12 protein-coding genes are annotated in these 14,293 nt (G+C 70.7%); 3 read left to right on the forward strand and 9 right to left on the reverse strand.

Annotated elements, in window-relative coordinates:
• Positions 1–57: 57 nt before the first annotated feature.
• Entirely contained in the window at positions 58–729 is a 672-nt protein-coding gene (nucS, locus tag ACWIHY_RS05415) for an endonuclease NucS (RefSeq protein WP_028813196.1), read from the reverse strand.
• A 210-nt stretch (positions 730–939) separates the two neighbouring features.
• Between nucS and ACWIHY_RS05420 the strand changes: the two genes are divergently transcribed.
• Positions 940–1,332, forward strand: coding sequence for an SCO5389 family protein (locus ACWIHY_RS05420; RefSeq protein WP_355262395.1), 393 nt, complete (start codon positions 940–942; stop codon positions 1,330–1,332).
• An 85-nt stretch (positions 1,333–1,417) separates the two neighbouring features.
• Here the strand turns inward: ACWIHY_RS05420 and ACWIHY_RS05425 are convergent, their stop codons facing one another.
• Positions 1,418–2,458, reverse strand: coding sequence for an LLM class flavin-dependent oxidoreductase (locus ACWIHY_RS05425; RefSeq protein WP_454374264.1), 1,041 nt, complete (start codon positions 2,456–2,458; stop codon positions 1,418–1,420).
• Between the two features lie 215 nt (positions 2,459–2,673).
• On the opposite strand from ACWIHY_RS05425, the gene ACWIHY_RS05430 reads away from it, so the two are divergent.
• Positions 2,674–3,003 carry an ATP/GTP-binding protein gene (locus ACWIHY_RS05430; protein ID WP_454374424.1) on the forward strand — a complete coding sequence of 110 codons (330 nt, stop codon included), beginning with the start codon at positions 2,674–2,676 and terminating at the stop codon, positions 3,001–3,003.
• Positions 3,004–3,059: 56 nt separating this feature from the next.
• Here ACWIHY_RS05430 and ACWIHY_RS05435 read toward each other — a convergent pair whose 3' ends face one another.
• The 7 genes from ACWIHY_RS05435 to mce all read right to left on the reverse strand — a co-directional run bounded on the left by ACWIHY_RS05435 (position 3,060) and on the right by mce (position 12,919).
• On the reverse strand, positions 3,060–3,905 hold the full coding sequence (locus ACWIHY_RS05435) for an ABC transporter permease (protein ID WP_454374265.1): 846 nt from the start codon (positions 3,903–3,905) through the stop codon (positions 3,060–3,062).
• On the reverse strand, positions 3,902–5,116 hold the full coding sequence (locus tag ACWIHY_RS05440; protein WP_454374266.1) for an ABC transporter ATP-binding protein: 1,215 nt from the start codon (positions 5,114–5,116) through the stop codon (positions 3,902–3,904). Before ACWIHY_RS05440 ends, ACWIHY_RS05435 begins: the two co-directional genes overlap by 4 nt.
• 140 nt (positions 5,117–5,256) lie before the next feature.
• Entirely contained in the window at positions 5,257–6,027 is a 771-nt protein-coding gene (locus ACWIHY_RS05445; protein ID WP_454374267.1) for an ABC transporter permease subunit, read from the reverse strand.
• A gap of 3 nt (positions 6,028–6,030) precedes the next feature.
• Positions 6,031–7,008, reverse strand: a complete 978-nt coding sequence (locus ACWIHY_RS05450; RefSeq protein WP_454374268.1) for an ABC transporter ATP-binding protein — start codon at positions 7,006–7,008, stop codon at positions 6,031–6,033.
• 98 nt (positions 7,009–7,106) lie between these two features.
• A complete protein-coding gene (locus ACWIHY_RS05455) occupies positions 7,107–8,045 on the reverse strand; it encodes a cellulose-binding protein (RefSeq protein ID WP_454374269.1) in 939 nt (312 codons plus the stop codon).
• Positions 8,046–8,167: 122 nt separating this feature from the next.
• Complete coding sequence (gene scy / locus ACWIHY_RS05460; protein WP_454374270.1) at positions 8,168–12,289, reverse strand: polarized growth protein Scy; 4,122 nt, start codon at positions 12,287–12,289, stop codon at positions 8,168–8,170.
• A 189-nt stretch (positions 12,290–12,478) separates the two neighbouring features.
• Entirely contained in the window at positions 12,479–12,919 is a 441-nt protein-coding gene (gene mce / locus ACWIHY_RS05465) for a methylmalonyl-CoA epimerase (RefSeq protein ID WP_454374271.1), read from the reverse strand.
• Between the two features lie 136 nt (positions 12,920–13,055).
• On the opposite strand from mce, the gene ACWIHY_RS05470 reads away from it, so the two are divergent.
• Positions 13,056–14,258 (forward strand): acetyl-CoA C-acetyltransferase, encoded by a 1,203-nt coding sequence (locus ACWIHY_RS05470; RefSeq protein WP_454374272.1) that lies wholly within the window; start codon positions 13,056–13,058, stop codon positions 14,256–14,258.
• Positions 14,259–14,293: the final 35 nt, after the last annotated feature.

The following is a 14,293-nucleotide window of genomic DNA, read 5'->3' on the forward strand; positions in this document are numbered from 1 at the left end:
GGCGCCGCACCGGGGGCCCTGCCTCCGTCACCGGAGGGGCCGGGCCGGCCGGACACGTCAGAACAGGCGGAGCTTGTCGTCCTCGATGCCACGCATCGCGTTGTAGTCCAGGACCACGCAGCCGATCCCGCGGTCCGTCGCCAGTACGCGCGCCTGCGGCTTGATCTCCTGGGCCGCGAAGATGCCCTTCACCGGCGCGAGATGCGGGTCCCGGTTGAGCAGTTCCAGGTAGCGCGTCAGCTGCTCCACGCCGTCGATGTCGCCGCGCCGCTTGAGCTCCACCGCGACCGTCGCCCCGTCCGCGTCACGGCAGAGGATGTCGACCGGGCCGATGGCCGTGGGGTATTCGCGGCGGATCAGGGAGTAGCCCTCGCCGAGGGTGTCGATGCGGTCCGCGAGCAGCTCCTGGAGGTGCGCTTCCACGCCGTCCTTGATCAGCCCGGGGTCGACGCCCAGTTCGTGGGACGAGTCGTGGAGGACTTCCTCCATCGTGATGATCAATTTCTCGCCCGCCTTGTTGATCACCGTCCAGGTGCCGGCATCGTCGCCGGTGCCCTCCTTGAGGGTGCACGGCGGCGACATCCAGTTGAGCGGTTTGTACGCCCGGTCGTCGGCGTGGATCGAGACGCTGCCGTCCGCCTTCACCAGGATCAGACGGGGAGCGGAGGGCAAGTGGGCAGTGAGCCGGCCCGCGTAGTCCACGGAGCAGCGGGCAATGACGAGACGCATGGGGCGCAACGCTACTCGACTACGCGTCCTCTACGCGATTCGCCCAGTAAGACCCCCTTCGTTGTTGGCTGGTTGTGTTCCCAATCTCCTGGTGCGGTCCGGACCGCACGCTTAACTTGGATGCAGGAGGTCGTCGTACGTGCACTCTGCGTCGTCGTCCGTCTTCCCTGCCCGTAAGACCCCGGCCCCGGGGTCGCGAGAGGAGAACCCATGTCGCTCGACGTCTCACCGGCACTGTTGGAACAGGCCGAGCGAGGCGATGTCGACGAAGCCGCTTTCGTCGACTGCGTCCGGACCTCCCTGCCTTACGCATGGGAGATGATCAGCTCTCTGGTGGCACAGCTGAAGGTCGACGGTGGCGAGTTCGCCGACAACCAGACGCCTCCGCCGGACGAGCAGGCACGTGGTCAGCTGTTGCGCGCACTCGCTAGTGACGCGATTCGCGGTGCGCTGCAGCGGCACTTCGGCGTACGTCTTGCATTCCAGAACTGCCACCGCGTAGCGGTGTTCCCGCTGGACTCCTCGTCGGACGAGCGGCTGGGCCGTTTCACCTCGATCAGGGGCCAGCTGCTCAACCAGTCGCCGGAACTTCGGGACTGCTGAGGCAATGCTGCCGCTCCGCATCGCCGTGGATGCACTGATGCGGAGCGGCGGCGGCGTCCCGCCGCGGATGCCGCCATGACCACGGTCAGGACAGAAGGGGCAGTACGTCGGACCCCAGCAGCCGTACGTTCTCCTCGGTGGCCGCGAGGTCGCCCGATCCCTCGACGAGCAGCGCGAAGCGCGTGATGCCGGTCCGCTCCGCGGTGGCCGCCAGCCGGTCGGCGGCCAGCCGCGGCGGGCCCACCGGGTGCAGTTCGCACAGCATCTCGGTGTAGGCGACGGGGTCCCGCATCGCGCGGTGCCGCCCGTCGACCGTCACATGGGCGTCGAGTCCCTGCTTGAGCCAGCCGGGCATCGCCTTCGTCAGCGTCTCCGTGCCCTCGGCCACACTGCTCGCGATCTGCGCCACTCCGGCCGAAACATGGCCGGCCCGCGCGATCGTTTCCGGCTCATGTCCCGCGGCGAGTGCGAGCCTGCGCCACAGCGCGACCATCTCCGCTTTGTCCTCGTCGCCGCAGTGCATGCCGAGCAGCATCGGCAGCCCGCGCTCGGCGGCCATCCGTACGCTCTTGGGGGAGGTGCAGGCGACCACGACCTCGGGCCCGCCCGATTCGTCGGGCACCTCGCGCAGCAGCTCGTCCGCCCTCGGTACCACGGCGACTTCGCGGAAGTCGAACCGCTCACCCCGCGCTTCGACGCGCGGTTCGCTCAGCCAGCGCAGCAGCAGGTCCAGCGACTCGGGGAAGCCGTGCTCGTACGCCGAAAGACCTTGTCCGAACACCTCCAGGTCCACCCAGGGACCGCCGCGCCCCACGCCGAGTGTGAAGCGCCCGCCGGAGGTGAGGTGCAGCAGCGCGGCCTGCTCGCCCAGGGCGACCGGGTGCACGGTCGGCAGGACGCTGACCGCCGTACCGACGCGGATGCGCCGGGTGCGTCCGAGCAGCAGCGCGGCGAGTGTCACCGCCGAGGGGCACACGCCGTACGGTACGAAGTGGTGCTCCGCGAGCCAGACCGAGTCCAGCCCGGCTTGCTCGGCGACCTCGGCCGACCGCACTGCCCGGTGCAGCGCTTCCCCCTGGCCCTGGCCCGGGAACTGGGCCGCCAGTACAAACGTTCCGACACGCATCGCCTATTGCCTCCTTGCGGCCGACGCGGCTTCCCCCTTACTGGCAACAACGTCTGACACGTGCCAAAGGCACGGCCGCGCGCGAAGTTGTTGCGATTTTCCGGTAAGCCGCGCCCGGTGGGACGCGGGCCCCGTGCGCGATGCGGTACGCGTACCCCCGCCGGATGGCCCTAGGCTGGGAGAAACCAGTGCCGTTCCGACCCGTGAGGTTTCAGGTGTCCCCGCGTCGCAACCGCCCCAAGGGCGGCGAGAACCCTGCCGAGTCCCCAAGTACCGCGGCCTCGGACAGGTTCGGGCTCCAGAGCACGGAGTCGTGGCAGGGCGAGGAGTGGTCGGTGCGCCATGTCGCCGGGGCGAGCGCGGCCGGCAAGCGCTATCGCTGCCCGGGCTGCGACCAGGAGATCCCGTCCGGCGTGCCGCACCTGGTGGCCTGGCCGGAGTACGGCGGCGTCGACGACCGCAGACACTGGCACAAGGCCTGCTGGAACGCGCGAGACCGCCGCACCACGAAGGTGCAGCGGTCCCGTAATGCTCCGCGCTACTGAGCGGCGTTACCGACCGGCGTCGCCGGGCGGCAAGCGGCCGGGGTCGGTCCGCGCGGTCACACGTCGCGCTTCTCCAGGGCCAGGAAGGCGCCGCCCAGCGCCACGGCCGTCACGCCCAGCAGGATCCACAGCGGTTCCCATCCGGACGGCCCGGAATCGGTGACGGAGGCGTCGTAGAAGACGCCGAGCTGGTTGGGGATCGAGTACTCGAAGAGCGCCTGCTGGAGGTCGGCCAGCGTCTCGGAGAACATGAACATCGCCAGCACGAGCGGCAGCAGCACCACACCGATCATGATGGTGATCGCGCCGGCCGAGTGGCGGATGAGCGAGCCGACGGCCAGCGACAGCAGGCCGAGCGTCGCGACGTAGAGGCTCACGCCGGCCGTCGCGCGCAGCCAGTCCTCGCCGGTGGGCGTGATGCCGTCCAGCAGGGCGGAATGGAGCGCTCCGACGATCGCCGTCGCGACCAGCGTGATGCCGAAGGCCAGCAGGAAGAACACGATCGCCTTGGCGGTCAGCACGCGGCCGCGACTGGGGCAGGCGGTGAGGGTGGTGCGGATCATGCCCGTGCCGTACTCGGACGCCACCGTCATCACGCCGAGCGTTATCACCGGGATGCTGCCGAGCAGCACACCGAAGAAGCCGAGGCTGAGCAACGGCGTCTCACCGAGGTCCGCGCCCGACGAGCTGACGGCCAGCGCCGCGAGCAGTCCGATGCCGACCACGAGCACGATCATCACGCCGAGCGTCCACACAGTGGAGCGCACCGACCGGATCTTCGTCCACTCGGAGGCGAGAGCGTCCCCGAGCGTCGCCCGGCGCACCGGGATCGGCGAGACGTACGGCGCGACGCCCTGCGGCGCGTACTGCTGAGGGGCCTGCTGCTGGTACGGGGTCGTCATCGGGCGTCCTCGGGGCTGTCGCTGTCGCTCTTGGTCAGGTCGGGGGCGGGCGCGGGCGTGGCGGGCACAGCGGGCGCGGGGGGCGCCGCCGGGGCGACAGGCGCCGCGTACGGGTTGTGGCCCGGCGCGGGGTGACCCGGGGCAGGCGCGGGGCCGCCCGGCATCGGGGCGCCGCCGAAGGGCTGTCCGCCGGCCTGGGGCGGCGGCGGGGCGTACCAGCCCTGCTGCTGGCCCACGGGCTGGACGTACCCGCCGGGCTGCTGCGGCGGCTGCTGGAAGCCGGCCAGCTGGTCGTCCGTCGAGCGGTAGTCCACGGCGCCCTGCGTCATCCGCATGTACGCCTCCTCCAGCGAGGCCTGGTGCGGCGAGAGTTCCCACAGCCGTACGTCGGCGTCGTGCGCGAGGTCGCTGATCCGGGGCAGCGGCAGCCCGGTCACGCGCATGGCTCCGTCCTGCTCGGTCATGACGTGGCCGCCGGCCTCGGTCAGTACCGAGGACAGCTTCTCGCGCTGCTGCGGCTCGGTCTGCGGCGTACGCACCCGGGCGAAGTCCGCGGAGTTGGCGGAGATGAAGTCCTTGACGCTCATGTCGGAGAGCAGCTGCCCGCGCCCGATCACGATCAAGTGGTCGGCGGTGACCGCCATCTCGCTCATGAGGTGGCTGGAGACGAACACCGTGCGGCCCTCGGCGGCCAGCGTCTTCATGAGGTTGCGGACCCAGTGGATGCCCTCGGGGTCGAGGCCGTTGACCGGCTCGTCGAAGAGCAGCACCTGCGGGTCGCCGAGGAGCGCCGCAGCGATGCCCAGGCGCTGCCCCATGCCGAGCGAGAAGCCCTTGGAGCGCCGCCGGGCGACGTCCTGGAGGCCGACGACCCCGAGCACCTCGTCGACCCGCTGGGCGGGGATGCCGGAGAGCTGCGCGAGCGACAGGAGGTGACTGCGGGCGCTGCGCCCGCCGTGCACGGCCTTGGCGTCCAGCAGTGCGCCGACCTGCCGGGGCGCGTTGGGGAGCTTGCGGAAGGGGTGACCGCCGATGGTGACATGGCCCGACGTGGGTTCGTCGAGCCCGAGGATCATGCGCATCGTCGTGGACTTGCCGGAGCCGTTGGGGCCGAGGAAGCCCGTCACCGTGCCCGGGCGCACCTGGAAGGAAAGGTTGTACACGGCTGTCTTGGCGCCGTAGCGCTTCGTCAGGCCGACTGCCTCGATCATTGTGTGCAGCCCCATCGACAGGTCGGGTCGTCGGGGCTGTGGCCTCATGGCCGAACGCGCCCCCGTAAGGGTTAGGAGGATAACCAGCGGCTGACGGTTCCTCCTAAGCCGGGACGCCGGCACCGTGTCCGGCGCCCGGGCTACGCGTCCCGCTTCTTGAGCAGGACATATCCGCCCACCAGGGCCGCGGCGACCCACAGGGCCATGATCAGCAGACCGCCCCACGGACCGTACGGCGCGCTGTCGTCGACCGGCGGGACCACCTGCATGATCTTGCTGCCGGCCTGGTCGGGGAGGTACTGGCCGACCTTCTTGGTCGCGGAGACATTGCCCAGGATCGGCGCGAGCAGGAAGAAGAACGGCATCAGTACGCCGAGCGCGAGCACCTGACTGCGCAGCATCGAGGCCACGCCCATCGAGAACAGCGCGATCAGGGTCATGTAGAGGCCGCCGCCGATCACCGCGCGCAGCACGCCCGGGTCGCCGATGTCCGCCCCCAGGTCGCCGAGCATGGCCTGGCCGAGGAAGAAGGCGGCGAAGCTCGTGATCATCCCGACGGCCAGCGCGAGCGCGGCGGCGACGGCGATCTTGCTGAAGAGGAAGGTGCCGCGCTGCGGGACCGCGGCGAGCGACATGCGGATCATCCCGGTGCTGTATTCGTTCGAGACGACGAGCACACCGAAAACGATCATTGCGAGCTGCCCAAGACTCGTCCCCGCGAAACTCACGAACGTGGGATCGAAGGCGAGTTTGTCCTCCGCGCTCATCTTCTTGAATTCGTTCTTCGAAAGAATACTGATGAGTACACCGAGGCTGATGGTGACGATTGCGGCAAGGCCGAGTGTCCATACTGTGGACTGAACCGATTTGATCTTGGTCCATTCCGACTTGAGTACCTGTGTAGCAGCCATGGTTCAGGCCCCCGACTTCTTCTGCTGCTGTACGCCGGCACCCCAGCCGGCCCCGGGCGGCGCGCTCTCCCCGCCGCCGGAATGCGCGTGGTACTCGACGGATTCGGCGGTCAGCTGCATGAAGGCTTCTTCCAGCGAGGCCTGCTGTGGGCTCAGCTCATGGAGTACGAGCTGATGCCTGGCCGCGAGCTCGCCGAGCTGCTCCGAGCTCACGCCGTCCACTTCCAGCGACCCGTTGGCCGCGCCGACGGCCGTGATGCCGGCCTCGTGCATGATGTCGCGCAGCCGCTCCTGCTGCGGGGAGCGCAGGCGTACGTAACTGCGCGAGTTCTCCTTGATGAAGCCGGCCATCGACGTGTCGGCGAGCAGTCTGCCCTGGCCGATGACGACCAAGTGGTCTGCGGTGAGGGCCATTTCACTCATCAGGTGGGAGGAGACGAAGACCGTACGCCCCTGGGACGCCAGCGACTTCATCAGATTGCGGATCCAGTGGATGCCCTCGGGGTCGAGGCCGTTGACCGGCTCGTCGAACATCAGGATCTCGGGATCGCCCAGCAGTGCCCCCGCGATGCCGAGGCGCTGCCCCATGCCGAGCGAGAAGCCCTTGGCGCGCTTCCTGGCGACCGAGGTCAGGCCCACCGTCTCCAGGACCTCGGAGACCCGGCTGCGCGGGATGCCGTTGCTCTGGGCCAGGCACAGCAGATGGTTGTACGCGCTGCGGCCGCCGTGCATCGCCTTGGCGTCGAGGAGCGCGCCGATGTACTTCAGTGGATCCTTGAGGCCGGCGTAGTGCTTGCCGTCGATGCGGACGTCGCCCGCCGTCGGGTTGTCCAGGCCCAGCATCATCCGCATGGTCGTCGACTTGCCCGCCCCGTTCGGGCCCAGGAAGCCGGTCACGATGCCCGGGCGTACGGTGAAGGTCAGATGATCGACGGCCACCTTCTCGCCGTAACGCTTCGTCAGCCCCGTCAGCTCAATCATGCGGCCACGCTAAGGGCGCGCAAAGCCCCCCGCCACTGGAATGACGGGGGGCTTTGCGGCCTGGTTGCTTCCGCTTCTCGCCGGGGCGGGCCCGGGAACTAGCGGGTCTGCTGGGCCGGGACGCCGCGGGTGATCGGCTCGTCGTCGGCCGGGGCGCCGGCGGCGGCGACGGCCGCACCGGTCAGCGTGGCCAGCATCTCGCGGACGTTGGTCAGCTGCGCGTTGATCGAGTCGCGGCGGTTGGTGAGCGCCGCCAGCTCGCGCTCCGATTCGCTGCGGATCCGGTCGGCCTTGGCGTTGGCATCGGCGACGATGTCCTCGGCCTGGCGCTGCGCGGTCTCAACCGTCTGACGGGCCCGGCGCTCCGCGTCCGTACGCAGCTTCTCGGCCTCGAGACGCAGCTGCTCGGCGCGGTGCTCGATCTCGGCGAGACGCTTCTCCGCCTTGGCCTGACGCGAAGCCAGGTCGCGCTCCGACTGCTCGCGGCGCTTGGCCAGGTTCGTCTCGAAGTCCGCGGCGGCCTGGGCGGCCTTGGCGCGGGTCTCCTCGAAGAGGGCGTCCGCCTCCTCACGCTTCTGCTGCGCGTCCTTCTGGGCCTCGCTGCGCAGCGTAGAGGCGTCACCCTTGGCCTTCTCGACGATGCGAACGCCCTCGTCCTCGGCCTTCGTCTTGCGCTCGGCGGCGAACGACTCGGCGTCGTTGCGCACCTGCTGCGCGGCGGACTCGGCGAGCTCGCGGTGCTGCTCGGCGGCGCGACGGGCCTCCTCACGCAGGTCCTTCGCCTCCTCCTCGGCGAGGCGGAGGATCTTCTCGACGCGCGCACCGAGTCCGGCGTACGACGGCTCCGCGTCGCTCACCTGGGCCTGGGCGTTCTGCGTCTCGAGGTGGAGTTCCTCGATGCGCTTTTCCAGAGCAGTGATTCGGGCCAGAGCGCTGTCACGGTCGGCGACGAGTTTGGTAATGCGGTCGTCCACCTGACCGCGGTCGTAACCACGCCGCACGAGCTCGAAGCCGAAGGGGGAGGAAGTGTCGCTCATGGGGTTCCTGGGTTCCTGTCGAATGTGACCGGTGAGGTGTTAGGGGGAATCCTAGGGGCCGAAGCGGCGTGTCATCGAGTCAATGCCCGTTTGATCTGGAGAATGACACCCCTTTTGAGTGGCTAACCGTCGGATGACTTGCCACTCGAACGAGTTGCGCCCGCCGCCGCACCCGCTTTGACCCCGCCTGTTCCGGAGCCGCTGTTCGATGCCGCCTTGCCGCCCCCGGCAGGTGCCTCGAAGGACTCCAACGCCTCGAGTACATCCTGGACACGCGAGATTTCGGCCTGAATGTCCTCCCGGCGGCGTACGAGCACATCCAGCTCGCGCCGACCCTCCTCGACCATCCGCGCGGCCTCGGCCTCGGCTTCGGCGTGCACCCGCTCGGCGTCCCGTACCAACTCCGCCTTCTTCTGCTCGGCCTCCTTGAGCAGTGCCTCGGCCTTCTTCACCGCGGCGATGCGGACCTTGCCCGCCTCCGAACTCGCCTCGGAGATCATCGACTTCGCCTTCGCCTCGGCCTCGGCCTGCTGCTCCGTCGCGGCCTTCACCAGCTTGTCGACGCGCTCGCCCGCCGTCCGCATCTGCTCGGACGTCTCCCGGCGGGCCCGCTCGTGCAGCTCCTCGATCTCCGCCTCGGTACGGGCCCGCAGCTCCTCCGCCCGCTCCCTTATGGCGGTCGCGTCCCTGCGGGCCCCGACCAGCAGCTCGTCGGCGTCCGTACGGGCCTTCTCCACCAGCGAGTTGCCCTCGACCGTCGACTCCGAGACCAGCCGCTCGGCCTCCTTGCGGGCGGCGCCGACCATCGTGTCGGCCTGCTCCTCCGCGCGCGTCGCGGCGAGCAGCGCCTCCTCCTGGGCCTTCGCCATCAGCTGGTCGGCCTGCTCGGCTGCGTCCGAGCGGCGCTTGGACGCAGCCTGACGGGCCTCGTCGAGCAGCCGGTCCGCCTCGGCGCGCGCGTCGCCGCGCATCCGCTCGGCCGCCTCCTCGGCGTCCGCCTTGACCTTCTCGGCCTCGGACCTGATGCGCTCCGCCGCCTGCTGGGCCGAGCCCACCATCTCGGCGGCCTCGGCACGCAGCCGCTCGGCCTCGCCGCTCGCCTCGGCGATGAGCTGGTCGGCCTGCGCCGCAGCGTCGCCGCGCCGCTTGTCGGCGGCCTCGCGTGCCTCGTCCAGGACGCGCTCACCCTCCGCGCGCAGCCGCTCGGCCTCGCCGGTCGCGTCGGCGACGAGCTTGTCCGCCTCGCCGCTCGCCTCGGCGACGAGCTTGTCGGCCTGGGACGCCGCGTCGCCGCGCCGCTTGTCGGCCGCCTTGCGCGCCTCGTCGAGAACCCGCTCGCCCTCTTCGCGCGCCTCGGCCCGCAGCCGCTCGGCCCCGGCCTCGCCGTCCGCCTTGATCTCCTCGGCCTCGGCCCGCATACGCGCGGCGTCCTGCCCGGCGGCCGTCAGCGACTGCACGGCCTCGGCGGCCATGCGCTCGGCCTCGCCCGTCGCCTCGCCGATCAGCCGGTCGGCCTGCGCCGCCGCCTCGTTCCGGATGCGGTTGGCGTCCTCGCGGGCCTCGGCACGCGAACGGGACGCGTCCTGCTCGGCCGTGGCCAGCGCGTCGGAAGCCTCCGTACGAATCCGCTGCGCGTACTCGGAGGATTCGGAACGCAGCCGCTCCGCCTCCGTGATCGCTTCCCCGACCGTGCGTTCCGCGAGCGACTTCGCCGCGTCCGTCTCCTCGTGCGCCTGGCGGCGCAGCCGGTTCGCGTCCTCGGTGGCCCTCTCCCGCTCCTCGTACGCGTCGGCGCGGAGCCGGTCCGCCTCCTCCTGCGCCTCGGTCTTCGTACGCTCCGCCACGTGCTCGGCGGCCGAGCGCAGTCCGGCGATCTCCTCCTCGGCCTGCTCCTGGAGCCCGGCCACCGCGTCCCGTACCTGCTGCGCGGTCTGCTCGGCGGCCGCGACCAGCTCGGTCGCCCGGTAGTCCGCCTCCTGGACCAGGCGCTGGGCCTCGGTCTGCGCGTCCTCGACCCGCTTGCGGGCGGACGCGAGGAGTTCCTCGCTCTGCTCGCGGGCCTGCGTACGCTCGCGCTCGGCCTCCTCGCGGGCCGCGGCCAGCGTCTCCTCGGCCTCCCGGCGGCGCCTCGCGGCCTCCTCCTGGGCGGCGGCGAGCGCTTCGGCGGCCTCGGCCCCGACGCGCTCGGCGGCGGCCGCGGCCTCCGCCCGCATCCGGTCGGCGCTCTCCTGAGCCTCCGTCTTGAGCCGCTCGGCCTCGTTCGACGCCTCACTGCGCAGCCGTACGGCGACGGCCTCGCCCTCGGCGCGCGACTGCGACGCATCGGCAGCCGCCTCGGTCCGCAGCCGCTCCGCCTCGGTCTCGGCCTGCGCCTGGAGCGTACGTACCCGCTCGGCCGCCTCGCTCCGCAGCCGCTCGATCTCCTCGCCGGCCTCCCGGCGCAGCCGCTCGGCCTCGGCCCTGGCCTCGCCCAGTGCCTGCTCGGCGGCGGTGACGCGCTGCTCGGCCTCGGCGTGCAACCGGGTCAGTTCCTCGGCGGCCTCAACCTGGCGGGCGGCGATGCCGCGCTCGGCCTCCTCGCGCAGCGCGCGGGCGGCATCCTCGGCGTCGGCGGTGGTCTTCTGCGCCTGCTCCTCGGCGTCGGCGCGCAGCTGGTCGGCCTCGGTGCGGCTGCGCTCCAGGGCCTCCTCGGCCTGCTTGCGCAACGTCGTGGCGCGCTCGATGGCCTCGCCGCGCACGCGCTCGCTCTCGGCGGAGGCGGACGTACGCAGCTCGTCGGAGTCGCCCCGCGCCTTGGTCAGCAGCTCCTCGGCGGTCCTGGCCGCCTCCTCGATCTGCTGGACGGCCTCGCGCCGGGCCTCGCCGCGAATGCGTTCGCCCTCGGCGACCGCCTCGGCCCGCAGCTGCTCGGCCTCGCCGCGCAGCCTGCGCGCCTCCTCCTGCAGCTCGACCGTCTTGGCCCGGTACTCCTTGGTGTCGTCCTTCGCCGCGCCCTTGAGCTGGTCGGCCTGGGCCGCCGCCTCGCTGCGCAGCCGCTCGATCTCCGCCTCGGCCTCGCGGCGGATCCGCTCGGCCTCCTCGGACGCCTTGCGGGTGGTCTCCTTGGCGTCGTCGGACGCCTTGGTGAGGACCTCTTCCGCGGTACGGGCCGCCTTGGCGAGCTGGGCCGCCGAATCCTCGGCGACGGCCGTACGGGCCTTCTCGGCGGCCTCGGCCACCAGCCGCTCCGCCTCGGCGCGGGCATCGGCGCGGGCCTGCTCGGCCTCCGCCTTGAGCGCTTCGGCGTCCTTCGTGGCCTCGCCGACCAGCCGGGCGATCTCGGACTTCGCCGTACGGGTGCGCTGTTCGTTGACGGACTCGGCCGTCGTCAGCTGCTTGGCCGCCGCGTCCTTGGCCTCGGTGAGGACCTTGTCGGCCTCGGCGCGGGCCTCGCGCAGCGCGGTCTCGGCCTCCTGCATCCGCTGCTCGGCGGTGCGGCTCAGCTCGGCGGCCTGCCGACGCGCCTGGTCGGACTCGGCGGTCGTCGACGTACGCAGCTGCTCGGCGTGGGTCGTGGCTTCCTGCGCCTGGTTCGACGCGGCGTTCAGCAGCCGCTCGGCGTCCTTGCGGGCGCGCAGCAGGATCGCCTCGGCCTCGGTGCGGGCGTTCTCGGCCTCGGAGCCGAGGCGCTGACGGGCCTCCCGGGCGACACGCTCGGCCTCGGCGCGGGCGGCGGCCAGCGCCTGCTCGGCCTCGGCGCGGGACTCCTCCAGGAGCCGCCGGGCCTGTGCCTCGGTACGGGCGCGGAGCTGCTCGGCCCACGCCACGTTCTCGTTGACGTGGGCCTCGACGGTCTGCCGGCGCTCGGAGAGCTCCTGGTCGAGCCGCTGGCGACGGGTGACCGCCTCCGTGTGCAACTCGGCCTGGAGCCTTGCCTGGTGCTCGGCGTGCTCCTGGAGGATCCGCTGGGTCTGCGCCCGGGCGTCGCGCAGTTCGCGCTCGGCGTCCGTGCGCAGCTGGTCCGCCTGGATCTGGGCATTACGGAGCAACTGCTCGGCCTGGTAGCCGATGTCAGCCGCGTCGTAGGCAGGACGGGACGCGAGGTTGCGTCGCGCCTCGTGGAGCTTGGCGCGCAAAACCTCGACCTGGTAGCCGAGGTCCTCGGCGTGCTGAACCGCCTTCTCCCGCTCGGTTTTCAGCCGCTCCATCTCGGCTTCGAACCGCGAGAGATGGTCGTCAGGCTCGTGCCGTTCGTAGCCCCGCACTGCGCGGTCCCATCCGTCCCCTGGTCGCAACTCTTCCGAACTCTCCGAAACAAGCACCGCCCGACTTCGGGCGGCCCCCGGGGGGAATGGTCTCAGATCAACAGTGAGGCATGGGTCACAGGCCCCGGTCCGGCCCCGGACCGGAACCGCCCACTCTACCGGCGTGGAATACGGGGGACAGTGCTCCGGTCAGTGCTCAGAGGGGGAGGAGGGGGCAGAAGTGACCAGTTCTGTCAGTACGCCGTGGCAGTCCTTGGGGTGCAGGAAAGTGATGCGGGAGCCCATGGAACCGATACGCGGCTCGTCGTAGAGGACCCGCACGCCCTTGTCCCGGATGTCCGCCGCGTCCGCGTCCACGTCCGGGGTTCCGAACGCGATGTGGTGGACCCCCTCACCGTTCTTGGCCAGCCATTTTCCCACCGCGGAGTCCTCGCGGGTGGGCTCCAGGAGCTGGAGGTAGGTGGCGCCGCCGTCGGACGTTTCGTTGATCTTGAGCATGGCCTCACGTACGCCCTGCTCCTCGTTGACCTCCGAGTGGTACACCTGGAAGCCATAGGTCGAGCGGTAGAACTCGATGGTCTTGTCGAGGTCGAAACAGGCGATCCCGATGTGGTCGATTCGCGTCAGCATGGGTCCAGTGCAGCGCGGTTGGAGGCGGTTACGCAACGTGCGCGCGATCACACTTGCTGCCCGGTGACCGGGCCCGTACCGCTCAGTACATTGAGGTAAACCCTCGTTCACTCCTCATCCCAAGGGGCCGTGCCTCATGTCCGGAACGAACCGCACCACGTCCGTCATCGTCGCAGGTGCCCGTACGCCCATGGGCCGACTGCTCGGCTCGCTGAAGTCCTTCTCCGGAGCGGACCTCGGCGGGTTCGCCATCAAGGCGGCCCTCGATCGGGCCGGTATCGGCGGTGACCAGGTCCAGTACGTGATCATGGGCCAGGTCCTCCAGGCCGGGGCGGGCCAGATTCCCGCCCGTCAGGCGGCTGTGAAGGCCGGGATTCCCATGAACGTGCCCGCCCTGACCATCAACAAGGTCTGTCTCTCCGGGCTCGACGCGATCGCGCTGGCGGACCAGCTGATCCGCGCCGGTGAGTTCGACGTGGTGGTGGCCGGTGGGCAGGAGTCCATGACCAACGCGCCCCACGTCCTGCCGAAGTCCCGTGACGGCTTCAAGTACGGCGCGATCGAGATGCTCGACTCGATGGCGCACGACGGCCTGACCGACTCCTTCGAGGGCATCGCGATGGGGGAGTCGACCGAGAAGCACAACACCCGGCTCGGGATCGCCCGCGCCCCGCAGGACGAGTTCGCCGCGCAGTCGCACCAGCGGGCCGCCGTCGCGCAGAAGAACGGCCTCTTCGAGGCGGAGATCACACCCGTGGAGATCCCGCAGCGCAAGGGCGACCCGGTCCTCTTCTCGAAGGACGAGGGGATCCGGCCCGAGACGACCGCGGATTCGTTGGGCAAGCTGCGGCCCGCGTTCGCGAAGGACGGAACGATCACGGCCGGGACCGCCTCGCAGATCTCGGACGGTGCGGCGGCCGTCGTCGTGATGAGCAAGGCCAAGGCCGAGGAGCTCGGCCTGGAGTGGATCGCCGAGATCGGGGCCCACGGGAACGTGGCCGGGCCGGACAACTCGCTCCAGTCGCAGCCTTCCAACGCGATCACGCACGCGCTGGGGAAGGAAGGGCTGGGCGTCGAGGACCTCGACCTCATTGAGATCAACGAGGCGTTCGCGGCGGTCGCGGTCCAGTCAATGAAGGACCTCGGGGTGTCCCCGGAAAAGGTGAACGTCAACGGTGGTGCGATTGCCCTGGGACACCCCATCGGGATGTCCGGCGCGCGTGTGGTGCTGCACCTGGCGCTCGAGCTGAAGCGGCGGGGCGGCGGCGTCGGCGCTGCCGCGCTGTGTGGTGGCGGCGGTCAGGGTGATGCGCTGATCATCAAGGTCGCGGGCAAGTAACCCTTCCGTAGTGCTTGATCGAGGAGCGGAGTTGT

The sequence above is a fragment of the Streptomyces sp. NPDC055287 genome, assembly GCF_053646035.1.